This window comes from Roseinatronobacter sp. NSM (assembly GCF_052379845.1).
Classification (GTDB): domain Bacteria; phylum Pseudomonadota; class Alphaproteobacteria; order Rhodobacterales; family Rhodobacteraceae; genus Roseinatronobacter.
This window is the reverse complement of record NZ_JBQTCF010000026.1, coordinates 28,548-51,655: the sequence shown is the minus strand read 5'-3', so window position 1 is coordinate 51,655 and position 23,108 is coordinate 28,548. Positions and strand designations below refer to the sequence as shown.

The window sequence follows — 23,108 nt, the reverse complement described above, 5'->3', positions numbered from 1 at the left end:
GCGGAAACAAGCGCGCGCAGCTTGAAGCATGCGCCCTGCCCCGCTATTGGCAGCGCACCACCCACACCCGCCAGAGGTTCCATGACACCGCTTGATGACCAGCTTTTCGACGCACCCACCCCCGTTATGGTGCTGGTGCGCCCGCAAATGGGCGAGAATATCGGCGCGGCCGCGCGCGCGATGCTGAATTTCGGCTGCGCGCGCATGCGCGTTGTGGCCCCGCGCGACGGCTGGCCCAACCCCAAGGCCACGGCCATGGCATCTGGCGCGTCGCCCGTGCTGGAGCGCGCAGGCGCATTTGACGACCTGCCTGCCGCAATTGGTGATTGCGATTATGTGTTTGCCACCACAGCACGCGGGCGCGGGCTGACAAAACCCGTCTTGACACCCGAATACGCCATGAAACAGGCCCGCGCCATGGTGGCCGAGGGCAAGCGCGTCGCCGTCTTGTTCGGCCCCGAACGCGCGGGGCTGGAAAACCATGATGTGGCGCGCGCAAATGCCATTATTACCGTGCCAGTCAACCCAGCCTTCTATTCGCTGAACCTTGCGCAATGCGTGCTTCTGGTGGCCTATGAATTTGCGCGCCATGGGACGGACACGCCCCCCGAAGTGCTGGCCATGGCCGGCACCGATTTCGCCACCGCGATCGAGCGCGAGAAGCTGGGCGACCATTTCGAAGACCGGCTGGAAGGGGCAGGCTTCTTCACCCCGCCCGAAAAGGCCCAGAACATGCGCCTGAACCTGCGCAACATGTGGGCGCGGCTGGCACTGACGCGCGCAGATGTGCAAACCCTGCATGGCATGCTGCGACAACTGGCGCGCAAGCAAGACGGGCAGTGAATAGCCTGAAGCGGCCCTTTGCACTGGGATGAAGCCCGCGCCAACGGTGGGCCGGGGTCTGCCGATCCGACGCCAGTGAAGTTCACTTTATGCAGGCTGCATATCCTTACTTCCAATGCTTGGCGTGTCGCTAGCCAAATCGGCAGGCCGCGGGACGGCCCGCCGATGGCGCGGCGGCCTTCGGCCTTTGCTCCGCGCCTTGGGGCATTCCCGATGTCCGCAAAAGGCCATTATCCGCATTCCAAACCCGGACACCCCCGTCACGCAGCAAACTGAGTGTATTGGCCGCATCCCTGCCCCTTGATCCCGCATCAGCCACACACTAGCTTGCAGCGCGACCACAAAGGAGGGCCAGATGGCCAGCAAACGCCCCATATTCGAAGATGTCGCCACATCGCGCCCGCAAACCGCGCCCACAGGCGGGGTCATCGACCGCCGCCCCAAGGGCGCGCGCGGGGCCATACGGCTATGGCTGATGTCGCTGTTTGCGCTGGTCTGTGTGATGATCGTTGTGGGCGGCATGACGCGGTTGACCGATAGCGGGCTATCCATCACTGAATGGCGCCCTGTTACTGGCGCAATCCCGCCTATGAGTGCCGAAATCTGGGCACAGGAATTCGATAAATACCGCCAGATTGACCAATATCAACTGCTCAATCGCGGCATGACGCTGGATGAATTCAAGGTCATCTACTGGTGGGAATGGGGCCACCGCCAACTGGGCCGTATGATCGGGCTGGTTTGGGGCTTGGGATTCGTGTTTTTCTGGCTGACATCGCGCATCCCTGCAGGCTGGACGTCGCGCCTGCTGGCACTTGGCGCGCTTGGCGGGGTGCAAGGCGCGATTGGCTGGTGGATGGTGGCATCGGGGCTGACCGAAGGCATGGTCGCAGTGGCGTCCTACCGGCTGGCCACGCATCTGGGGCTTGCCTTCGTCATCCTTGGGCTGATCGCGTGGTATGCGTTCTTGCTGAACCGCACTGATGCAGAATTGATGACAGCGCGCCGGTCGCGCGAAGCGAAACTGTTTTCCATGTCCACCGGGTTGATGCATTTTGCCTTCCTGCAAATCCTGCTGGGCGCGCTGGTCGCGGGTATTGATGCAGGACGCGGGTATACTGACTGGCCCTTGATGAATGGCGTGTTCATTCCGCCGGAACTGCTGGCCATGCAGCCCCTCTGGGTCAATTTCTTTGAAAACCCCGCGACAACCCAGTTCATCCACCGTATGGCGGGCTATTGTCTGGCGGCCTTCGCGGTTGTGGTCTGGCTGCGGGGGCGCAAATCCGTGCATGCGTCCACGCGCGCGGCCTTCAATGCAATGTTTGTCGTGATGCTGGCGCAGATTGTGCTGGGCATCGTCACAGTGTTGCATGCTGCGCCGTGGCAACTGGGTATTGCCCATCAGGCTACGGCCGTGCTGCTGTGGGTGTTGATTATCCGCGCCCGACATCTGGCACAATTTCCCCGCTTTGACAGTTTGCGCAGCCCGAAAGGAACCACCGCATGACCGCCTATGAACACCTGATGGCGCATGCCCGCACAACCGAAGCGCTGGCGCAGGTTGCGGGCCGTCTGGGCTGGGACCAGCAAACCGTCATGCCGCGCGGGTCCAATACACAACGATCCGAAGAAATGGCCGCGCTGGAAGATGTGCTGCACGCAAGGCGCACCGACCCGCGCCTTGGCGACTGGCTGAACGCAGCCCAAGCCCCTGACGAGATGGGCGCTGCCTGCCTGCGCGAGCTGCGCCGCGCTTACGCGCGCAATACCAAAGTGCCCGCGCGGCTGGCGTCTGAACTGGCGCGCATTACCCCGCTGGCACAGGACGCGTGGGAAGCCGCGCGCCATAATGAAGATGTCGCCAGTTTCCTGCCATGGCTGAACCAGATGATCGCCCTGCGCCGCGAGGAAGGGCAGGCCATCGCAGAAGGGGGCGACCCCTATGATGCGCTGATGGAAGATTATGAACCCGGCACCAATTCCGATGCCGTGGCCGCAATTTTCGACCGGATGCGCCCGCGTCTGGTGGCGCTGCGCGAAGCCATCCTTGGCGCAGACACGCCCCCTGCCCTGAAGGGCCACTTCCCGCAAGATGCGCAATTGCGCCTGTCGCGGCGCGTGGCGGAACATTTTGGCTATGATTTCACACGCGGGCGTATTGATCTGGCGGTGCATCCGTTTTCATCCGGGTCGGGCGATGATGTGCGCATTACCACGCGCGTGGCCGTCGATGATCCGTTTAACTGCCTGTATTCCACCCTGCATGAAGTGGGCCATGCCGCCTATGAACAAGGGGTGGACCGCAGCTATGCCCTAAGCCCTATCGGACAAGGCGTGTCCATGGGCGTGCATGAAAGCCAAAGCCGGATATATGAAAACCAGCTTGGCCGGTCGCGCGCCTTCACGGGCTGGCTGTTTGCGGCCATGCAGCAGGAATTCGGCGCGCTGTCCGTGGTCGATGCAGAGGGGTTCTATGCCGCTGTCAACCGCATGAACACGGGCTTTATCCGCACCGAAGCGGATGAAGTGCAATATAACCTGCATATCATGCTGCGTTTCGATCTGGAACGCGCGCTGATCCGCGGACAACTGGACGCCGCCGACCTGCAAGAGGCGTGGAACACGCGGTTTGCAGCAGATTTCGGCTATGCGGTGGACCGCCCGTCACACGGCGTATTGCAAGATGTGCATTGGGCTGTGGGGTTGTTTGGCTATTTCCCGACCTACGCCTTGGGCAATATCTATGCAGGGTGCCTGTTCAAGGCCATGCAGGGCGACATTCCCGACCTGCAAGAAAACCTTGCCGCCGGCGATGCCCGGCCCGCCACCGACTGGCTTCGCGCGCGGGTGCAACGCCACGGGGCCTTGCGCCCGCCTGTGGACACCATAACCCACGCCTGCGGTTTTGCCCCCGACGAAGGGCCGCTGCTGGAGTATCTGGAAACGAAGTTCCGCGCGCTGTACAAGCTATAACGCGGGGTCCAGCGGCAGGCGCATGACAGCCCGCAATCCACCCAGACGCGGGCTGTCTTCCAGAAGCAGCCTGCCTTCATGCGCGCGCATCGCTTCCGAAACAATTGCCAGCCCAAGGCCAACACCGCCGCCCTGATCGCGGTTGCGCGCGTCGTCCAGCCGCACAAAGGGTTCTGTTGCACGGGGGCGGTCCAGTTCGGCAATGCCGGGGCCATTATCATCTACGCTGATGTCAAGCCATGCCCCATCCCATACAGAAATATTGACATGCACCTTATCGGCATGGCGCAGGGCATTGGACAGCAGATTGTCCAAGGCACGTTCCATTAACCCCTTGTGCAACGGCACGCGTGGCACGTTCTGCCGGTCCGCGCTGAAACTGATATTGCTGTGCCCTGTCGCCGCGTATTTCTCCAGCAGATCCAAGGCCAGCACCACCGCATCAACAGGGGTTTTCGCCTCATCAGGGGCGACACCGCGCGAATATTCCAGAAATCCGTTCAGCAATCCTTCCAGATCGGCAACTTCGGTGGACAGGGCTGCGGTGTCTTCGGTCTGGTCCATCATGGACAGAATAAGACGCATGCGCGTCAGGGGGGTGCGCATGTCATGGCTGACGCCCGACAGCATAAGCTTGCGTTGGGTATTCTGGCGGTCAATCCGGTTGCGCATGTCGATAAAGGCCAGACTGGCGGCGCGAATCTCTTTTGCGCCTGCCGCACGAAACGGCACTGTGCGGCCGCGCCCATAGGCTTCGGCCGCCAGACCAAGCCTGCGAATGGGGCGAATCTGCAATCGCAGGAACTGAAACGCAATCAACGCCATGACTGCCGATGCAAGAAACACGATCACCAACAACTGATGGGGGTTCGATGTCGTCACCAACCGGCGGGGGATCGTCACCTCCAGCGGGCCATGGGAACTGTCCATGGTCAAGATCACGACATTGGACACCGACATCAGATCAACGCTGCGATAGTTTGCCAAATTCTGGCGCAAGACGCGAATAATCTCGCGTCCGGCCAGATCGGTCCAGTCGCGCCTGTCCTGCGGCGGGTCCACGACCGGGGCGGGCAGGATGGTGACGGTGATCTGCATCGCCGCAGCCAGATCTGCCAGCCTGTCCAACGCTGCGGCCGGGTCGGGGCTGGCGTCAAGCTGATCGGTGACAAACCGGATATCGCGCAAGGTGTTTTCGGTCATTTGGGCAGTGACACGTTCATAATGGCGTTGCACGAACACAATTGACAGCACAATCTGGATCACGATGATCGGAACGATCAGGATCAAGATTGCGCGGCCATAAAAACTGCGCGGCAAAAAACGTTTAAGAAAGCTGCTCCACATCTGTGGCACCCTAAAGCAGTTCAAGGAAAATGTGATAGGCTTTTTCGATGGTCCAATCGCCCCCAAAAGAACGGCGATGGTGGCGCGCGGTACAACCTGCAGCCCCGTTGGCAGCACCATGACGCGTGCGGGCAAGGTCAAGATTGACGTTTCAGCGCCAGTGTTCATAACGTTTGCCTTATGACCGTTCTCTTGCCTGAACCCGATCTACGCCTGATCCGCGCACCCAACCCGTCCCCGATGACTGGCACGGGGACCAATACCTATATTCTGGGACGTGGTGCGGTGTGCATACTCGACCCCGGCCCACAAGACGACGCCCATCTGCACGCAATCATGCACGCCTTGGACCAGGGCGACCATGTCGAATGCATTGTGGTGACCCATAGCCACATGGACCACTCCCCCCTTGCGCGGGTGCTTGCACAGCGCACAGGCGCCCCTGTCATGGCATTCGGCGACAGTCAGGCCGGGCGTTCCGCGCTTATGTCACGCCTTGCCAAAGACGGCATTTCAGGTGGCGGCGAGGGTGTGGACCACAATTTCAAACCAGACCAACGCCTTGCAGATGGCGAAATAATTGCTTTCGGGTCCGAGACCCTGCGCGCCATCTGGACACCCGGCCATATGGCGAATCACATGTGTTTTGAATGGCGCGGGGCCGTGTTTAGCGGTGATCATGTGCTGGACTGGACCACATCGCTTGTGTCCCCGCCTGATGGCGATCTGGGGGCCTATATGCGATCACTGGACAAAATCGAAGCGCTGAACGCACGGCGCTTGCACCCCGGGCACGGGGCGCCAATTGATGCACCAGCCACACGGCTGCGCGCGCTGCGCGATCACAGGCACCAACGTGAAGCTGCCATACTGGCCCAACTTGCTGGCGGGGCCTGCACAATCCCCGATCTGGTGGCGCATATCTACGCAAACGTGGCGCCCGGACTGCATGCTGCCGCAGCGCGAAACGTGCACGCACATCTGATAAACCTGTGGGAAAGCGGACAGCTCATCGCAACCCCCTCCCCCGCCCCGGATGCGCAGTATACCCTTGCAGACAAAGCCGGGTGATTTTGTGTCATTTGGGTCTGGACGTCCCCGAAAACGGTTGCTATAGGGGCGGTGTGTTCCGGCGTAGCTCAGCGGTAGAGCAGTTGACTGTTAATCAATTGGTCGTAGGTTCGATCCCTACCGCCGGAGCCATAAAATCAGATACTTAGCTACACTCCCGAGCCGCGAGCCTTACGCGAAGTAAGGCCCGCGTAAGGCTCGGTGCGGCGGCGCGGGTCAGGACGCGCGCCCGAGCCGTCAGCCCGGACCCACTGAATCATTGACTATATGTGGTGGAAATTGTCCATTGGAGCCCAAAAGACGGGGGCATCAGTGGCAGAAGAGCGGTTTCACATAGCGGAGTGGTATGGGCACCCCTTCAAGGACCTTGGCGATTGGGACCGGGTGAAGCTGGCCGGTCACAACGTGGGCGGCGCGGCCATGTCGAAGGCGGAGCTGGCCCGGATGGTTGCGCTTGAGGAGATGGCGGCCCTTGGCACGCTCAAGCCCAAGGAGGCCGACAGGCTCAACGTCCTGCGCGACAAGCTCACGCGCCAGCAGGCGGAGGAGCTGCCCTGCCCGTTCCGCACCGACAGCCCGCACCCGACCTGCACCAAGCCCGGCGGCGTGTGCTCCATCCGCATCTACCGCGAGGAGGCCGGGACCATTGAGCCCATAGACGGGGAGCGGGGACGGCTGCGCGCCCTGTGCCCTTGGCGCTTCCATCAGGACGGCACCGCCTTCGACAAGATCGGTGAGAGCCTCCTGTCTGACCCCGCGCCGCTGCGGGCCGGTGAGGTGGGCTTCCTCGAATCAACCGGCAACCTCGACAGTGACCCGGGCGAGGACGTGGGCCGCATAGACATGATCCTCGTGAAGTCCAACGGGCCGGACGGGGGCCAGATGGAGTGGGTCGCGGTTGAGGTGCAGGCGGTCTACTTCTCCGGCAAGAAGATGAGCATTGAGTTTGACCACCTCAAGCTGACGCAGGGCAAGCTGTCGATGGCCCAAGAGAAGCGCCGCCCGGACTACCGCAGCAGCGGGGTCAAGCGGCTGATGCCGCAGCTCCTGACCAAGGTGCCCACCCTCCGGCGCTGGGGCAAGAAGATGGCCGTGGTGGTGGACGCGCCGTTCTTCTACTCCATGGGCAAGATGGAGCGCGTCCCCCACCTCTCGAATGCGGACATTGTCTGGTTCCTCGTGGACTTCAAACAGGCCGCGCCGGGCGAGCCCTTCCGGCTTGAGGTCGTGGAGGAGTTTTACACCACGCTTGAGAGCGCGACCCTCGGGCTCACGGGCGGCGTTCCGGTGTCGCAGGGCGCGTTTGAGGATCGCATCAGGGCGAAGGTCCAGAATTAGGCGTTGCCCAGTTAAGCCTTTGTAAGGTAAATCTGGGACAAAATGAGAACAAAGACAGCGGGCGGTCAGGATGACATACACGGCGATTGACTTGTTTTGTGGGGCTGGCGGACTGTCCGCCGGGCTTGAGATGGCGGGTTTCACCGTGCTGGCTGGCAACGACATGTTCGAAGCCGCCGGGCGGACATTCGAGCAGACCCACCCCCGCGCCAAGTTTATCCCCGGCCCGATTGAGGAGCTCTCCGTTGAGCGGCTGATGGAGGTCACGGGGCTGCGCCGGGGCGAGCTTTCGGTGCTGGTCGGTGGCCCGCCCTGTCAGGCCTATTCGGTCTACAACCACCAGCGCGGGATGCACGACGCCCGGGCCTCGCTGTTCAAGCAATACCTGCGCATTGTCGATGGACTGCGGCCGGAGTGGATCGTGATGGAGAACGTCACCGGCATCTACTCCATCGCAAACGGGGAAGCCGTCCGGGCGATCAAGGCGGAGTTTGCGGCCCTCGGGTATGCCGTGGAGGACGCGGTGCTGCGCGCAGAGGACTACGGGGTGCCGCAGGAGCGGCGGCGGGTCGTGTTCATCGGCAACCGCGTCGGTGCGCCCATCTCGCACCCGGAGCCCACGCACGGGCCGGGCCGGGGCGAGCCCTTCACGACGATCAAGGACGCCATCGGGGACCTGCCCCCGCTCGACAACGGGGAGGACCCGGGCCGCGTCCCCTACGCCGATGGCGAGCCCACCCCATACCAGCGCCTGATGCGCGGGAACGCGACCACCGTGGGCAACCACGCGGCCCCGAGGCTGGGCAAGGTGAACATGGACCGGCTGCCCTTCATCCCGCCCGGCGGGAGCTGGCGCGACATTCCGCATGACCTGCTGCCCGAGGGGATGAAGCGGGCCAAGAGGTCGGACCACACCAAGCGATACGGGCGCATGACGTGGGACGGGCTCTCCTGCACCGTCCTGACCAAGTGCGACATCCACTGGGGGGCCTACATCCACCCGGAACAGGACCGCGCCATATCGGTGCGCGAGGCGGCGCGGCTGCAAGCCTTCCCCGACTGGTTTGAGTTTTCAGGCTCCAAGACAGACCAATATGTGCAGGTGGGCAACGCGGTCCCGCCCCTCTTGGGCAAGGCGATTGGCGACCACCTGATGCGGCTCATCCGACAGAAGAGTCAGGCGGCGGCATAGCCCTGCGCTCCGCCACGCCGTGGGCGGTCTTGAACCACCGGCAGGGCTGCCTCACCACGTCATGGAGCGCGAGCGCGAGCGCGGCGGTCTGTAGGAGCCAGAAGGCTGGCAGCAGGAACACGCTCCCGCCCCTCGCCCAGTAGAGGGACAGGGCGGCGGCATACCCCAGCCCGAGGAGCAGCCCCAGCCAGCCGGTGGCGTCCCCGCCCAGCAGGAGCGCGAGCCCGAGGGGGTGCGCGGCGGTTGAGGCAGTCGCGGCGGGGAGCTGCGCCAGCAGGGCGAGGCTCCCGGCTGGCCCGAGGTCGCGCCAAGTCTGGGCCGGGCGGCGGAGGTGGACCAGCGCCGTGATGATGTGGCCTGCGATCCACCGGCGGCGCTGTTGGAGGAAGGCGCGCAGCGTCACCGGAGCCTCCTCCCACGTCACGCTCGGGATGGCAGCGGAGGTCCACCCGAGGCGGGCGAGCCGCACCCCAAGGTCCGCGTCCTCGGTGACGTTATGCGCGCAATAGGCCCCCGCCGCCATGAGGGCGTCCCGGCGGATGAACTGCGAGGTGCCGCCCAAGAGGAAGGGCAGCCCGAGGCGGGACAGCACCGGCAGGATGGCCCCGAACAGCACATTGTATTCGCTGGCCCAGCAGCGCGTGAACCACGGCCCGCCGTGGTCCGCCGCAAGGGCGCACTGCACCACCGCACGGCGCGGGTCCGCGAGGAGCGCCGCCACGGCGCGGCGCGCTTGGTCAGGCTCGGGCCGGTCCTCCCCGTCATAGATCACGACAACCTCGCCCGAGGTCAGGGCGAGGCCGATGTTCACCGCCCGGGGCTTGGTCTTGGGCTCCCCCGGCGGACAGGTGACGATGCGCCAGCCCGAGGGTGGCGCGGCCCGGGCGGCGGCGGTCGGCGTCTCCGGGTCGTCAGCCTCAAGCAGCACCACGAACTCGACAAGGTGGCGGGGATAGTCCAGCCGCCCCATTGCGGCCACGAGGTCCGGCACCACCGCCGCCTCGCGGTAGAGCGGGAGGAGCACAGTCAGCGACGGCAGGTCCGCGTCGGCCAGTGGCGGGGGCTCGGGTGCCTTGGGCAGGGCGAGGTTCACCAGCGCCGCGAGCCGGAGCGCCGCCGCGAGGAGGAACAGGGGCGCGAGCCACACAGACGCCCAGGGCAGCACGAGCGGCAGCAGGACGGCCAGCGGGAGCAGCAGCACGGCGGCGGTGGGGACCGCGAGGCCCCGGGCGGACAGGTGCCCCGGGACGGACACTGCGGCCCAGCGGGCGGCGGCGCGCAGGGCATCGGCCCGGCGGGACCGGAACAGGGGGATGACGTTCATGGATTGTTCTCCATTTCTATCCCCGGTCTAGCCGCCCGCTCCACAGTCAGTCGAGACTTATCCCCGCCCTGACAGCAGAAATTTCCATTACACAACAGTGGCTTGGCGGAGGTCTTAACAGCGCGCTAACGGCTCTGGCGGTATATCCCGACAGCAACAGTCAGGATTGGATGGCGGAGATGATGGAGCTTGTGCGCGCCCGCGAGGCGCTCGGGATGATGGGCCACGCGGCGGAGCTGGCCCGGGTCCGGGCTTGGCGGTGGGGTGGGATCGCAGTTGATGCGGTCGTGACCGATGCGCCGCCCGAGGTGGTGGCGGACCTGCTGGCGGGGACGCGGTGGGAGCCCATGCCCGGCGGGCGGCGGGCGTTCTTCTAGGGTGTGGTGATGGCCAAGGGGGAGCCGGGCGGCGCAAGACAGACGGTCAGGCCGGAGGTGTCCCACAGCGGCGGATGCAGGAACGGCGCAAGCGCCTTACGGGCGCGGCGCTTGCGCTGGCCCACTTCGCGGGCTCGGGCGAGAGCCGCCGCGCCCTCCGGCGTCTGGACCCGGGCCTTGCCATTGGTGCTGTGTTTGGCGCGGACCTCGGGACGGGCGTTGACCTCCTTGGCGGTGGCGCTCTTGCGGGCCTTGCCTTCAGGCGTCTGGGCGAGGGCCTTGAGGGCAGCGCTGTTCTTCGCCCGAGCCTCCGGGACCTTCGACGCAGCACGGGCGCGAAGCAGGTGCCCGTGCCCGTCAGGCGTCTGGGCGAGGGCCTTCATGCTGGCGCTAATCTTGCCGCAACGTGCGGGGCAGAGTGCGGCCCGCCTATTGGCGGCGGTCGTGCGCACTACAAAGGCGGGATCAGACCAGAGATGGTGTGCCAGCGCCCGCGCCTCATCGCTGGTCATCCCCTGCCCCCCAGACAGGACATTCACGCACCGAGGCCCAAAGACGGCCCGCACCAGCCGGATGGCCCGGCGCTCCACCGCGTCAACATCGGCGCGGGTTGCACCCGTAATCCGCCGGAGGATGACCCAGCGCAGGTCCGGGCCGTGCTTCCTCTTGACGTTCTCCCAGACCGTGCCGGAGCCGGTGTATCGCGCCGCCGTGGGCAGGGGGCCGGTCCCGCGCCGGGGGACCGCAGATGGGTCGCAACCGTGCCACCCGGCATAGGCGCGCCCCGATGGGCTGACAAAGAGGTAGATGACACCGTCCATGCCCAGAGGATACCGGCCCACACCAGTCAGGCGGGAGGGCGGAGGCTTGCGGGAGGCGGGCTTTCCGTTGCTCACCCGGGAAGGGGGGCCGGGAGGTGGAGCCCGCGCCCCCAGCGGGGACGGGGTTCGCTTGTTGGGGTCCGGGCCGGTCTGTAACCGACCGGTTTCCGGGTCAGTGGACGTGGCGCGCGGCCTCAACCCGGGACGCGGTGGCGACAAAGCAGCCGTAGGCCCGGAGGACGCGGCGCGAGAGCCTGTCCGGCGGGGTGCGCACGACCACCTCGGGGCGGCGCTGGCTGTCGGCCCAGACCACCTTCCCGCGCGGGGTCAGGCGGAACGAGATGATGCCCACCAGCGCGCCCAGCTCCTGCGCGCTCACCTCGTGGGCAGCGGCGAACCGGATGACGGCGGGCACGGTGGGCCAGCCGTCCGGCTCGTGGTCCTTGGCCCAGAGCAAGAGCGCGTCACGGGCCAGCAGGAGCGCGGGCGGGAACACGAGGGCCATGCCCTCGATGATGGCCCGGTCCCGGACTTCCCCCGGGGTCACTTGCCGCGCCCCGGGCCGGTGTAGGACGTGCCCAAGGCATCGCCCTCGAACACGCAGGGGGCGAAGCCGCCCGCCGCCGTGGCCGCGACCTGCGTGGTGTCGAAGCCGTCGAAGGGCGTGTTGAGGTGCGGCGTCAGGGCGTTCGCGGCGGTGATGGCGGCGGCGGGGCTGGCCGCGTCAACGAGGGCGGCATGGACGCCCTGCGGGTTGCGCAGGTGCTCAGCGCCGCGCGGGCGGGTCACGAGGAACAGGGCCATGTCAGGCCTCCTTCTTGTTGAGTGCGAGCTTCACCCGGTCAAGGGGCCGGACCTTGCCGGCAGTGAACTCGCGGTTGATGTTGATGGCGGACTGCGCCGCCAGCTTGATCCGGGTGATGGCGTCCTGCACCTGCCGGGTCTCCTCGCCCACGAGGCGCTCGGCCAGCTCCGCCGTGGAGATGGGCCGCTCACGCCGGGGCATCCGGTCCAGCACCGCCATGATGGCGGCCCCGAGGACCTTGTTGTTGGTCGCCACGGCCAGCGCCGCCATGTTCTTGATCTGGACGATGCCGGAGCCCTCAAGCTGGGTCTGGTAGTGGGTGCGCTCGGGGGTGCCCAGACCGGCCCGGGCGAGCACGGCCTGCGGCGATGCGAACAGGGCGGCGGTCAGGGCCACGGACTCAGCGGCGGCGTTCACCTCGCGGATGTAGCCCCAGCGGGCGTCCTCGCTGTTCGTGACCACCTCGGCACGGGCCTTGGCCGCGACCTTGCGCGCGGCGGACTGCTGGTCCTCGGGCGCGAAGCCAGCGGCGGCGGCGGATGCGGCTGCCTCCTCGCCACGCTTGGCGATGCCAGCCTCAAGCCCTGCGATCACGGTCCCGAGCTTCTCAGCCCGCTTGGCGGCGTGTTCGGCAAGGGAGATGACCTCAGCCGTGGCAATCAGCTTGCCCGGCGGCGGGAGTGGGGAGTGGTTGTCGGGGGCGGGTTGGTTCATCTGGCAAGGCTCCTGTGCTTGGGGCCGCCAGTGTGCTTGCGCCCTCCGCTGGGCGGCCAATCCTGCGGGCGAGGATACCGCGGCGGGATGGCTCAAGCGATTGATATTACTTGTTGTTCAGTCCGCCCACCAAGCGGTCTGCGGGTCCCCGGCCTTGCCCGGCGCGGCCCGGCCCACCTTGGCGCTGGCCTCGGGCAGGTGTTGCTCGGGGTCCTCCGCCACCATCGCCACGGCATAGCCCACGACAACGGGCGGCGCGTCGGTCACGAGGGCGGTGACGGGCCGGGGCTCCCACGCCACCCGGTGGCCGGGCTCCATGCGCGCGGCATACCCCAAGCGGGCCAGCAGCCCCGCCGCGTTCGCGTAGACGGTGGCCCGGTCCTCCATCAGTCGCCCCGCCGGGTCTCGGGGTCCACGACGCCCTCAATGGTCTGGCCGGGCACCCGCTCCACCGTGTCCGGGCGGGGACCCTCATAGGCCCCCGCCGCGCGCCGCTCCTCCAAGAACTGCTCAAGGCTCATCTTCGGCGGGGCCAGAAGCACCCCGCCGGTGTCCACGTTCACCTGCACTTGGGCGCTCTCACCCTCCCGATAGCCGTGACGCGCCTTCAACAAGAACAGGTTGGCGACCACGTTGCCCGCGTCAGCGAGGGTGCGCAGGTTCCCGACAAGCTGGTCGTGTTCCTTGGCGAGCCCCCTCTGGTAGGCGTCATCCACCTCGGGCTGGCGCTTGCGGCAGTCCCGGAAGGCGTCGATGGACATGCCCAAGACAGACGCAATCGTGGTGACGTGGCAACCGCGTCCCGCAAGCTCCTGCACGACAAGCAGCCCCTCGGGCTCCACCCGCCAGTGTGAGCGCCCGGTGCGCCCCGGCTCGGGCGGGACCAGCCGGGCTAGGATGTGGTCGGTCATGCGTGTTCCTCCTGTTGTCGCTCGCGGTCAAACTCCTGACAGACCCTCATGCTGAGAGACTTCCCGCAGCGCAGCTCCTTTGAAATCTTGTCCATGGCCATCCCCTTCGCGCGCAGGGCGCGGATGGACGCCACCACCGCGTCGGATGCCGGGGGCCTGCCGATGCGCTTTCCCCGGGCGCGGGCCGCTGCCATCCCGGCCTTGGTGCGCTCAATGGTCATGTCGCGCTCGAATGCGGCGAACACGGACGCCATGCCCAAGAGGGCGCGGCCAGCGGGCGTAGAGGTGTCCACGGCCTCGCGGTCAAGGTAGAGGTCGCAGCCGATCTGGCGGAACTCCTCGAACAGGGCCGCGAGCCCCGCGAGGCTGCGCCCGAGGCGCGACACGTCCACGGCGGCAACCATGTCGAAGCGCCGCCGCCGGGCGTCAGCCATCATCCTGTCCAGCTCGGGGCGCGAGGACTTGGCCCCGGAGATGGTCTCCACATACTCCTGGACTACCTCCCAGCCCGCGCGCTCTGCCACCTCCTTGAGGCGGAGGCGCTGCGGGGCGAGGTCCTGTGCGGTCGTTGAAACCCGCATGTAGAGGGCGACACGGCGGGCGGTCATGTTGCCAGCCCCTTCTTGAGGGCGCGGGCCGTCGCTTGGGCGCTGCTGACGAGGCCGATGCCGCAGCAGGCCACGTCCACCCCGCCACCCGCATAGTGCTCAGCGTCGTTGAGCAACTCCCATATGGCCGGGTCATCGGCCCGGACGAACAGGTGGTGCTTGGTGGAGCGCACGACGCCCGGGGTGGGCAGGTCGCGCTCCTGATGGTCGATGTAGAAGGCCCGGGGGATGCGGATGAGGTCGGTCATCGGTGGTGCTCCATTTCTGCAACCTTGGGTTGAGCCCCAAGTGCCGGAACATACCGTGAACGCTGGCTGCAAGTCTACCCGTAAACCGAACGGTTGCGGGTGTGGCCGGAGGGGCGGCGGCGGAGCCCAGCGGCGCTGGCTGCTCGGGCTGTCGGCGGGGATAACCTTTACCGGGTGGGGGTCAGGTAACGATCCCGAACTGCTTTGCCCGCCGCGCCCGCCACTGGTCTCCCGGCGCGCTGCCGTCATCCAGCTTCCAAGTCAGACCGTCATCCGGGAAGTCATGCCGCCCTTCTGTGGCGTCCATCCATCGCCCGCGCGCCTCCGGCAACGGTCGCAGTGCGACCGCATCAGGGTCTGACGGATAGTATCCCGGCGGGTTGTCCCAGTCCCCCGGATACCCGACGATCAGGCGGAGATACCTGCCAAGCTCGACCGCATCATGCGGGCGCACCTCCAACCCCAGCCGTGCTGCCCAAGGGAGTAGGTCGTGGGCTGACGTGAAGGCAGTCCGGCTCCGGCCTGCCTGCTCGCTGATTGATGACGTCATGTAGCGGCGCGGCACCACCCCCAACTCCAACATGGTCTTCACAACCGCTGCTGCACGGCTGCTGGTCCTCACTTTTCTGCTCATTGGCCTGCCCCCGTCTCCGACAGCCGCGCCCGCTCAAGCTCATCGGAGATGACGGCCAGCTCGGCTGCCACCCGGTCACCCGCCCGGAGTATGGCGAGCGACACCATGAAGGCGGCGGCGTGAAGGTCGTTCCCGGAACCGTTGGGCAAGGCGGCGCGCATGTCAGCGCGGATTGCCTCTGCGTTTGCGTGTGAGTTGTCGTCTGCCATCGTCATTCCTCCATTTCTGCGGTCATGCCCAGAGGATACCGCGCCCCGGCGGGCCGGTCCCGCCCGGTCCCTTGGCGCGCTGCCGGTTTCCGTTGGGGTCCCCTTTTCTTGCGGCGCAGAGCACGGGATGCGGTGGCATCCTGCCCAAGAGGGGCGCGGGCTCCCGCGCTGCGCGTCGGGGTAACGCTGCGCGTCGGGGTAAGCGTCGGGGTAAGCGTCGGGGTAGGAAATCGGATTATTCTTTCAATCTCAAACCCTTACTGGTAGGCGTCGGGGTAAGTCTGGGTAACTCCCGAACTAAGAGCCTATAGGGGGTGTAAGGGGGGGGGAGGCTCCCCCTCTGGGCAGGGGGAGCGGGCTCCTACGGGTAGGGGGAGAAGGTAGACGCGGGGCTACCCAGACTTACCCCGACGCGGGCCGATAACACTCTGACGCCGAACATTTTTCTCGGCCCGCTACCCCGACGCTTACCCCGACGCTACCCCGACGCCTACCCAGACGCTCACACGGCCCGCCCCCCGATCCGCCCCTTGGACCACCAGTCGTTCAGCCGGATGCCCGTGACCATCGGCACGCGCTCGCCCTCTCGCTGGCCGCGCTTGGGCTTCACCCCGATCTGGAGGTTGCCCAGCGCCCGGAAGAAGTGCACGTCACCAGACCGCCACTCATCCCCGAACCTGTCGTGGAACCAAGACCGGAACGCGCTGAACAGCTCGACCTTGTCCACCTCAAAGCCGGAGCCCAGGACGCAGCACGCATCGACAAACTCAGGCACCGGGGAGGCGAGGTCCACGAGGTCCCGCGCGGCGTCACGGCTGCTCTGGGGTTCCTTGATCTTCTTGTTGGCCTGCACCCGCCGCCAGCCCTCCATGGCCCAGTTGAGGATGCCGGGCAGCTCGCGCGTGAGCTTCTCCTCAAGCTCGGTGTCGGGGTTGTCCCTGAAGGACTGCCTCTGGGTCAGCGTGATCATGCGGCGGGCGATGGCACCTGACACGTCCGCGAAGCGCGGCAGCTCGTTGGTGGCGATGGCCATGCGCACCGTCAACCGCACCTCCACGGCGTCCCTGTTCTTGCGGTCGGTGGAGATGAGGTCCTCGCCCGCGATGCGCAACAGGTTCTCCTCAAGCGCCGCAAGGTCGGTCCTCGGGCCAATGCGCATGTCTGAGACGGTCATCAGCGTCTTGTTGAGCAGCGGGGCCATGCCGAACCTGCTGCTGCTGAGGCTGTTCATGGTGGGCGAGGTCGTGTTGCCGACGCCCACCAGATGCATCATCATCTTGAGGATCGTCCCCTTGCCCGAGGCGGGCGGGCCAACCATCATCGCGGCCTTCTGCAGCCGCGTGTCGGGGGTCAGCAGGTAGCCCATGAACTCCTGCAACGTGGTGATGCAGTCCGGGTCGTCGTCGTCGGGCCAGACCTCGCCCAAGAACCTGATCCACCGCTCCGGCTCCGGCGCGGCGGGGTCATAGGCGAAGTCCAGCGCATTGCGCGTGAACAGCGCGGGCGTGGCAGGCATCAGCTCCCCCGTGGGCAGGTGCAGCAGGCCCGAGCGCGTCGGCACCAGCTCAAGCGGGTCGGGTCCGGCCCGCCCGTCCAGCCAGCAGGGCGGCGTGAGGTCGCGGAAGGTCAGGCCCTTGAGGGCGTCCATGAAGCCGCCCACCTGCTTCGCCGTGGGCGTGAACGGCACGGGCGCGGTGTCGGGGTCCTTCTGCCTCTTGCGGCTGTGGAGCCAAGCCCACGCCCGAGCCCTCACGGCGGCGTCACTCAGGACAACGTAGGCCGCGCCGTCCCAGTCAAGGAACTCCCCGAGGTGGTGGATCAGGTTCGGGCTCTCCCGGCGGAAGGCGATGGCCCAGTCATACTCGCCCCCGGTGAGGATCAGCCCGCCGCCCCCATCGCCGTCACCGTCAGCGGCCACCCGAGCGCGTGCCCTGCCGATCTGACCCTGAACCGCCTTCCTGACCTTGGCCGTCATCCGGCGTTCATCGGGCCGGAGCTTCCGCCCCTTGGGGTCATAGAAGTGGGCACTCACCTCAAAGGACGGGTCCGTGACCACCCCGGCAATCTCGCTGTCGGTGTAGCCCGCCCGCACCATCTCACACATGACCGCAAACACGGCCTCTGACCGGGACTTGTAGGGCTTGTCGTCATCGTCGCCGTTGGCGACCACGGCGCGGATGCGGTCAGACAGGCGGGGGATGGCGCTGGGGCTCTCGAAGCGCGGCAGGTTGTCCCACGCCACGGCTGCGGGCGCGGCGGGGACGTGTTCCCCGCCCTCAGTCCCGAACGCGCTGACCGGGTGCCTGACGCCAGTCTGGGTGACGAACTTCGCCAGAGCCGGGACCTGACCGGCGGCGCGCTTGCCCTCATCGGGCCAGTTGACCGTGCCGGGCAGCCGCATGATCCGGGACGGGTCGCTCACGCTGTCCCCCCCGAGCCGCCTCTCAAGCCACTCCAGCATCGGCTTAAGCCGTGCGGCCTCCACCTCCTCGTCAAGCTGCCACAGGCCCCAGTATCCGCCCCCGCTGTCCACGATGGCGCTGGGCGCGGGCACGTCCGCCGGGAGCTCAGTGGTCAGCCGCGCCAGACACGCTGCCCTCCGCTCCGCGAACGGCTTGCCCTTGTCCTGCTTGTCGGGGTCAAGGTCCGCCCAGAGCCAGCGCGAGCCCGCCACGTCCGCGTCCCTCGCCTTCTTGGGCTCCGTGTATTCAGGCCGCAGCCGGGCCGGGGGTGTGTAGGTGTTGTTGCCCCCGCCGTTCTTCCCGACAGCCCACTGGACGGCGGCGGCGAGGTCCGCGCCGATGTGGCCGGGCATCCCCTTGCCAACTTTGGCGTTGACCATCCAGCGCCCCTCCGGGTGCAGGTAGCGCAGCGCCTTGCGGATCGCATCCGCGTCAGGCCCCAAGGAATTTTGGTCGGCTCCGGCGGCATCCGGGGCTATACTATCCCCGATGATGTTCTGATGACCTGCCCGGTCCTCTCCTGCGCCCCCCGTCCCCAGCGGGGGGCGTTCCCCCTCTCCCCCGCTCATTCCGACACCTCGCCCGGCTCGACACGGTGCTGTGCCATCCAGTCGTTGAGGTCTGCCACGCGGTAGCGGACCAGCTTGCCCGAGGCACGGATGAAGGCAGGGCCACGGCCCTCCTTGCGCATCGTCTCCATCCCCCCGGGCGTCAGCCCGAGGTAGGCGGCGGCGTGGGCCGTGTTCAGGTATTCAGGGGGTGGTGCGTATCGGCCAGCAGCATAGCCATCGGCCAGCTCCCTCGCCACGAGCTTTGCGAATGCAACGGGGTCGTCCATCTGAGCCTCCGGCCCCCGGTGGGGGCTTCAAGAGGCTCGCGGCTGGTCCTTAGCGTCCGCGACATGGGGCCTAGCCGCACCTGCCCGGGGGCAGGCTCCCCTCCTGGGGATTGATAGCGACCGTTGTGCCGAGGCCCGCCGGTTAACAATGTCAGTGATGGGACTATACCGGCTTATGCCGCCGTGCGTCTAGCCTTAGGTTCTTGTTGCCGGGCCAGCTCCATGATCGTGCGGCTGATCCGCGCCTGTGCATCCATCAGGTCCGGCCACAGGCCCTCGCGGGAGCCGTAGGTGCCGGAGTGCACATCGCCGCGCTGGCTGTGGTTCATGAGCTTCTTGGACAGGTTCTCCTCCACCCCGGCCCAGACACAGGCGTTCCGGTATGTGTGCCTCAACCCATGCCCGCTGCACGGCAGCGTGGCCTCGGTGGTGGCGAACAGCGACATGTGCCCGGCGAACTCGCCCCGCTTGGACTTGGACGGGTCCCCGGGGAACACCCATTCGCGTGACAGGGCGGGCTGATACATCCGGCCCGCGCGCCGCGCCCGGGCGAGGCAGGCCAGCATCGGGCGCGTCAGGGGGATGTCGTAGGCCCGGGCCTTGCCGCCTTTGGGCGTCGGGACGTGCAGCCGCCGCCCGGCCACGTCAACGTGTTCCCACCGGGCGGTTGCGATGGCCCCGGCCCGGCTGCCCGACAGCAGCAGGAATAGCTGGAACTCCGCGCGCACCCGGTTCTCCATCCCCTGATAGGCTGCCCACCAGCCGGGCAGGTCCAGCCGCGACATGGCGCTGTCCCGGGCCTCCTCGCGGTTGAAGGTGACTTGGCGTGTCGGTGTCCAGCCGTCCGGGTCCGGGCGGACGTGGCCGCGTTCAAGGGCGAAGTTGTAGATCACGCGCAGCGTGCGCATCGCGCCGTTGGCGGCGTAGCTGCCGCCGTGTTTGGGGTGTGTCTCGCCCGCCGTGATTGCGTCGTGCCGGGCCGCAACCCGGGCCGCGCCCTCTGCGGTCGCAAGGTCTGCCAGTGGCGTGTCGCGCCAGATGCCCAAGAGGTGGTCCGCCTCCACTGCGTTGCGGTAGCTGTAGATTGTCGCCGGGCTCCGGCCCGTGCGCTCAAGGTGGGCGCGGTATAGGCCCCAAGCCTGCCCGAGGGTGACGCCCGAGGGGGCCTTGGACAGCCCCTCGCCCGCGAGGATTGCGGCCAGCTCGCCCTTGGCGGCGGCGCGGGCGTCCTTGACGCTGACCTCCGGGAAGGAGGCGAAGGCGCGGCGCACTGTCTTGCGCACCTTCCGCATCCGGTCGTCAAGGGTGCGCACCTCAGTCTGCACCACCCAGCTCTTGGCGGTCTTGCCCACCTTGAGGTAGAGGCCCGGCTGGTCGGCATCGGCCACCAGCTTCTGGCCCGAGGCGAGGAAGGGGAACTTGGCGGCCATCGCGTCTGTCAGGCGGGCCTTCTTGGGCAGGTCGGTCATGTGTGTGCCTCCGGTCTGGCGTAAGGCTCGCGTAAGGCTCAGGGGCGTCCCGATTACCTGTGCGGAGCCGTCTAAGGGGGTGGGCGTGCGTCTCAAGCCGTTGTTTTTGCTTGGCATAGCCTAGCTTAGCCGTCCGCCAGCCGTCTAGCCCTAAGAACTGTTAATCAATTGGTCGTAGGTTCGATCCCTACCGCCGGAGCCATTGTGCCTTCAAGGCATTGAAAAGACAGCGTTTCCGAAATTAGCTCCGGTTAGTTTCGGCGAACATGCTGTGTTTGTTACACAGGAGTTTCACAGGCGTTTCACTGGCGTCTCACAAACCCCTGAAAAACACCTCGGCAGCTTCGGTTTTCCCCTGCATCCGGCCCCGAACATATGGGGTGTTGTGATGACACAAGGATTGGGAAAATACCTGATGATCCGGTCAGGGCGGTTCTATTTCCGCCGTCGGATTGCCGGGTTGTCCACATATTTCAAACCCTTGACCCTCTCGCTGGGGACGACAGATCGCGAATCAGCCTTTATATGGTCAGGGCGTCTGGTTGTGGAGTTTGACCGAATGCTCGACTCGTTTGTTCTTTTGACCCCTGAGCTGCCCGAGGACCTCGTGGCGCGATATATGCAGGTGTGCTTGAGCCAGACGTTGGCCAACATGACCCGGCAGAGCCGGATGGCCCGCATGACCGGCCGGGTTCAACCGGACACGCCGTGGCGTCAGGAGATGCAGAAATTCGTCGTGACGGTCTTGCTGGAAGACGGGCTGACACCCCGATTTCCGCCCTACCGCATTGACCCTTCATGGTCGCCCGAGCAGCTTGAAGTGGTACTTGGGCTGTATCATGCGGAATATCAGCACATCATGTCCCCTCAAGGGCGCAGTGCCATGCTGCGCCAGTTCGCGGAAATCGCGGATGTTCCCGTCACATCCATGGAGCATCACGCCCAGTTGCGAGAGGCCACCCTGCTGGCCCGGCATTCAGCTTTGTCGGTGCAGACGACGACAATGCAGGCGCTTGCGCCCCCTGCTGTTGCGACAGATGCCGCGGCACCTGCGGTTCCGGCAGTCGCGGAGACCCCTGCGCCAACGGTGCATCCCGCAATCATGGACCGCCCCGTGGCACCTGTGGCGCCCGCAATCACCCAGCCCGCAGCGTCACATTCGGAGCCCCAAAAGCCAGCGGAAACCCTGCCACCTCTCACAGACGGGGTTGAGCTTATCGAAGGGCAGCTGACGATCGGGGCCTTGATGGTGCAATTCAAACAGGCCGAGGCACAAGACCACTCTGCGACAACGCATTACGGCCGTGACATTGCAGGGATTTTCTGGCGCATGGCGATGACGGACCGACTTAGCCCCGCTGTCGCCCGGCAACGGGCCGCCGACTTGCGACTGTTCTGTTTTGTAACGGGCGTGCAGACGATAGATCAGCTCGAACAGTTCCATCTGCGCCGGTATGGCGACGCGTTGAAAGAAATTCCCAAGACCTTCCTGCGGTCCTGCCGCGATCAAAGCCGCTCGCTGGCGGAAGTTAAACAGATGGCCCGCGCCATGCCCCCGTCGGAAATCGGGCTGGCGGCAGGAACCGTGAAACGTCACATCAAGACACTGGAATTGATGCTTGCCCGTGCAAAATCCGAAGGCCACACCATCGGCATTGACCCTGACGTGAAATCCTTGCGACCGAAGGGCAAGGGAAAGGCCCATAAGCGCCGCAGAGTTTTCACCTTTGCCGAATTGAAACGCCTTTTCGGCCATAGCCTGTGGCAGGGCCATGGCAGCGCCAGCCGACGGCATAATCCCGGTAACGTTCTGAACAAAGATGGACGTTACTGGATCCCGCTGATTCTAAGTTACACAGGCGCCCGCCGTGCGGAAATCGCGGGCCTTTTGCCGGGCGACATCGGTGAGGTTGACGGCATCCCCGCCATTACGATCCAGGTCCACAATTGGCGAGGCATCAAAGGCGAAGACAAGGACGCGACCGAGCCATTTGAGAAACTGACGCGGATCGTGCCTGTCCATTCCCATCTGATCGAGTTGGGCCTGATGGAATATGTGCAGAAGATGCGCAAAAGAGGCGAGACATTCCTGTTTCCCGATGTCATTCCAAAGCCCCGCAATGGTATCTTGCCCCCGCCAGAAGAGCTGAAGGTTGAAAAATTCGGCGAGGCGATCGATTATGAATGGCGAAAAAGCCTGGATCTCGCGCTTGACGGGAACCCTCGCAATCTGTGTATGCACAGCCTGCGGCATTACGTTAACCACACGCTGATCCATGCTGATGGGGTTCACGAAGTCACTCGCCTGGACTTGCTGGGGCATGTCTCTGACGATGACGACAGCCCTCAAAAACCCTCGGTGAACACCGCCACATATCGGGACGAAACCCCGATGTCGATCAAAGCCGCGGCAATCGAGCGCTTGCCGCGGGTGTTTTGATGGGGAAATGCCTTGCGCTTCAATGGAGCACAGGCTTCTCGCAAGGCCGGTCGGTGATCTGGGTTTTCAAGAGGTCATTGGGCAAGCCTGAAGGAACCGGGCAATCCGTGTTGAAGGGATGAGCCTCGATCTCCGGGTCTGACCAGATTGATCTGGGTGATCCTTTTTGGCCCCCACGCGTGTTCCGCGTGGGGGTGCGCCTGACGGCGGGGTTTGGTTTTTTTGGTTTTTTGGTTCTTTTGGCGCTTTGCGTGATGAGTGCCAGCGGCCCTTTTATTTTGGGATGAGCCAAGGGTTTTCGGGATTTCCCTGTTTTTGGGTTTGCCCTATTTGCCCCGCTGCCCTTTTGCCTGACGGCGGGCAGCGGGGGCGCCTTGCGGCGCATGTTCGAGATCGTTCGTTTGTTTTTTTTGGTTTTTTTGGGGTTTGGTTTTGTGGGTTTGGTCCTTTTGGGCCGAGGGCATCGGATCGCCTTCGGCCC

General features: G+C 65.6%; 23 protein-coding genes and 1 tRNA gene. 9 read left to right on the top strand and 15 right to left on the bottom strand.

Features of this window, described 5'->3' with window-relative positions; genetic code table 11:
* The first annotated feature begins 81 nt into the window (after nucleotides 1-81).
* The 3 genes from ACTZWY_RS14260 to ACTZWY_RS14250 all read left to right on the top strand — a co-directional run bounded on the left by ACTZWY_RS14260 (nucleotide 82) and on the right by ACTZWY_RS14250 (nucleotide 3,819).
* On the top strand, nucleotides 82-843 hold the full coding sequence (locus tag ACTZWY_RS14260; protein WP_444791377.1) for an RNA methyltransferase: 762 nt from the start codon (nucleotides 82-84) through the stop codon (nucleotides 841-843).
* A gap of 355 nt (nucleotides 844-1,198) precedes the next feature.
* A complete protein-coding gene (gene ctaA / locus ACTZWY_RS14255; protein WP_444791376.1) occupies nucleotides 1,199-2,353 on the top strand; it encodes a heme A synthase in 1,155 nt (384 codons plus the stop codon).
* A complete protein-coding gene (locus tag ACTZWY_RS14250; protein ID WP_444791375.1) occupies nucleotides 2,350-3,819 on the top strand; it encodes a carboxypeptidase M32 in 1,470 nt (489 codons plus the stop codon). Before ctaA ends, ACTZWY_RS14250 begins: the two co-directional genes overlap by 4 nt.
* Here the strand turns inward: ACTZWY_RS14250 and ACTZWY_RS14245 are convergent.
* A complete protein-coding gene (locus ACTZWY_RS14245; protein WP_444791374.1) occupies nucleotides 3,814-5,166 on the bottom strand; it encodes an ATP-binding protein in 1,353 nt (450 codons plus the stop codon). The genes ACTZWY_RS14250 and ACTZWY_RS14245 overlap by 6 nt on opposite strands.
* 180 nt (nucleotides 5,167-5,346) lie before the next feature.
* Here ACTZWY_RS14245 and ACTZWY_RS14240 point away from each other — a divergent pair, with 180 nt between their 5' ends.
* From ACTZWY_RS14240 to ACTZWY_RS14225, 4 genes are all read left to right on the top strand, one after another.
* Nucleotides 5,347-6,237, top strand: coding sequence for an MBL fold metallo-hydrolase (locus ACTZWY_RS14240; protein WP_444791373.1), 891 nt, complete (start codon nucleotides 5,347-5,349; stop codon nucleotides 6,235-6,237).
* A gap of 57 nt (nucleotides 6,238-6,294) precedes the next feature.
* Nucleotides 6,295-6,369, top strand: a tRNA-Asn gene (locus ACTZWY_RS14235).
* Nucleotides 6,370-6,549: 180 nt separating this feature from the next.
* Nucleotides 6,550-7,575, top strand: a complete 1,026-nt coding sequence (locus ACTZWY_RS14230; protein WP_444791372.1) for a NotI family restriction endonuclease — start codon at nucleotides 6,550-6,552, stop codon at nucleotides 7,573-7,575.
* 70 nt (nucleotides 7,576-7,645) lie between these two features.
* On the top strand, nucleotides 7,646-8,767 hold the full coding sequence (locus ACTZWY_RS14225) for a DNA cytosine methyltransferase (protein ID WP_444791371.1): 1,122 nt from the start codon (nucleotides 7,646-7,648) through the stop codon (nucleotides 8,765-8,767).
* On the opposite strand, the gene ACTZWY_RS14220 is transcribed toward ACTZWY_RS14225, so the two are convergent.
* The gene (locus ACTZWY_RS14220) at nucleotides 8,736-10,091 is read right to left on the bottom strand and encodes a glycosyltransferase family 2 protein (RefSeq protein ID WP_444791370.1); all 1,356 of its coding nucleotides are present in this window, start codon (nucleotides 10,089-10,091) and stop codon (nucleotides 8,736-8,738) included. The genes ACTZWY_RS14225 and ACTZWY_RS14220 overlap by 32 nt on opposite strands.
* A gap of 179 nt (nucleotides 10,092-10,270) precedes the next feature.
* On the opposite strand from ACTZWY_RS14220, the gene ACTZWY_RS14215 reads away from it, so the two are divergent.
* Entirely contained in the window at nucleotides 10,271-10,468 is a 198-nt protein-coding gene (locus tag ACTZWY_RS14215; protein WP_444791369.1) for a hypothetical protein, read from the top strand.
* Here ACTZWY_RS14215 and ACTZWY_RS14210 read toward each other — a convergent pair.
* The 13 genes from ACTZWY_RS14210 to ACTZWY_RS14150 form a co-directional block, all read right to left on the bottom strand.
* A complete protein-coding gene (locus ACTZWY_RS14210; protein WP_444791368.1) occupies nucleotides 10,465-10,980 on the bottom strand; it encodes a hypothetical protein in 516 nt (171 codons plus the stop codon). The genes ACTZWY_RS14215 and ACTZWY_RS14210 overlap by 4 nt on opposite strands.
* 481 nt (nucleotides 10,981-11,461) lie before the next feature.
* Nucleotides 11,462-11,836, bottom strand: coding sequence for a hypothetical protein (locus ACTZWY_RS14205; RefSeq protein WP_444791367.1), 375 nt, complete (start codon nucleotides 11,834-11,836; stop codon nucleotides 11,462-11,464).
* Nucleotides 11,833-12,093 (bottom strand): hypothetical protein, encoded by a 261-nt coding sequence (locus ACTZWY_RS14200; RefSeq protein ID WP_444791366.1) that lies wholly within the window; start codon nucleotides 12,091-12,093, stop codon nucleotides 11,833-11,835. The genes ACTZWY_RS14205 and ACTZWY_RS14200 overlap by 4 nt, the downstream gene beginning before the upstream one ends.
* A gap of 1 nt (nucleotide 12,094) precedes the next feature.
* Nucleotides 12,095-12,808: a hypothetical protein gene (locus ACTZWY_RS14195; RefSeq protein ID WP_444791365.1), complete on the bottom strand. Its 714-nt coding sequence runs from the start codon at nucleotides 12,806-12,808 to the stop codon at nucleotides 12,095-12,097.
* A 117-nt stretch (nucleotides 12,809-12,925) separates the two neighbouring features.
* Entirely contained in the window at nucleotides 12,926-13,195 is a 270-nt protein-coding gene (locus ACTZWY_RS14190; protein ID WP_444791364.1) for a hypothetical protein, read from the bottom strand.
* The gene (locus ACTZWY_RS14185) at nucleotides 13,195-13,719 is read right to left on the bottom strand and encodes a hypothetical protein (protein ID WP_444791363.1); all 525 of its coding nucleotides are present in this window, start codon (nucleotides 13,717-13,719) and stop codon (nucleotides 13,195-13,197) included. The genes ACTZWY_RS14190 and ACTZWY_RS14185 overlap by 1 nt, the downstream gene beginning before the upstream one ends.
* The gene (locus tag ACTZWY_RS14180; RefSeq protein ID WP_444791362.1) at nucleotides 13,716-14,327 is read right to left on the bottom strand and encodes a recombinase family protein; all 612 of its coding nucleotides are present in this window, start codon (nucleotides 14,325-14,327) and stop codon (nucleotides 13,716-13,718) included. Before ACTZWY_RS14180 ends, ACTZWY_RS14185 begins: the two co-directional genes overlap by 4 nt.
* Complete coding sequence (locus ACTZWY_RS14175; RefSeq protein ID WP_444791361.1) at nucleotides 14,324-14,575, bottom strand: hypothetical protein; 252 nt, start codon at nucleotides 14,573-14,575, stop codon at nucleotides 14,324-14,326. The genes ACTZWY_RS14180 and ACTZWY_RS14175 overlap by 4 nt, the downstream gene beginning before the upstream one ends.
* A 181-nt stretch (nucleotides 14,576-14,756) precedes the next feature.
* A complete protein-coding gene (locus tag ACTZWY_RS14170; RefSeq protein WP_444791360.1) occupies nucleotides 14,757-15,209 on the bottom strand; it encodes a hypothetical protein in 453 nt (150 codons plus the stop codon).
* Nucleotides 15,206-15,418 (bottom strand): hypothetical protein, encoded by a 213-nt coding sequence (locus ACTZWY_RS14165; RefSeq protein WP_444791359.1) that lies wholly within the window; start codon nucleotides 15,416-15,418, stop codon nucleotides 15,206-15,208. Before ACTZWY_RS14165 ends, ACTZWY_RS14170 begins: the two co-directional genes overlap by 4 nt.
* Nucleotides 15,419-15,920: 502 nt before the next feature.
* Nucleotides 15,921-18,260: a phage/plasmid primase, P4 family gene (locus tag ACTZWY_RS14160; RefSeq protein ID WP_444791358.1), complete on the bottom strand. Its 2,340-nt coding sequence runs from the start codon at nucleotides 18,258-18,260 to the stop codon at nucleotides 15,921-15,923.
* Nucleotides 18,261-18,445: 185 nt separating this feature from the next.
* Nucleotides 18,446-18,718 carry a helix-turn-helix transcriptional regulator gene (locus ACTZWY_RS14155; RefSeq protein ID WP_444791357.1) on the bottom strand — a complete coding sequence of 91 codons (273 nt, stop codon included), beginning with the start codon at nucleotides 18,716-18,718 and terminating at the stop codon, nucleotides 18,446-18,448.
* A gap of 173 nt (nucleotides 18,719-18,891) precedes the next feature.
* A complete protein-coding gene (locus tag ACTZWY_RS14150; RefSeq protein WP_444791356.1) occupies nucleotides 18,892-20,187 on the bottom strand; it encodes a tyrosine-type recombinase/integrase in 1,296 nt (431 codons plus the stop codon).
* Nucleotides 20,188-20,866: 679 nt separating this feature from the next.
* On the opposite strand from ACTZWY_RS14150, the gene ACTZWY_RS14145 reads away from it, so the two are divergent.
* Nucleotides 20,867-22,627 carry a hypothetical protein gene (locus ACTZWY_RS14145; RefSeq protein WP_444791355.1) on the top strand — a complete coding sequence of 587 codons (1,761 nt, stop codon included), beginning with the start codon at nucleotides 20,867-20,869 and terminating at the stop codon, nucleotides 22,625-22,627.
* The last annotated feature ends 481 nt before the right edge of the window (nucleotides 22,628-23,108 follow it).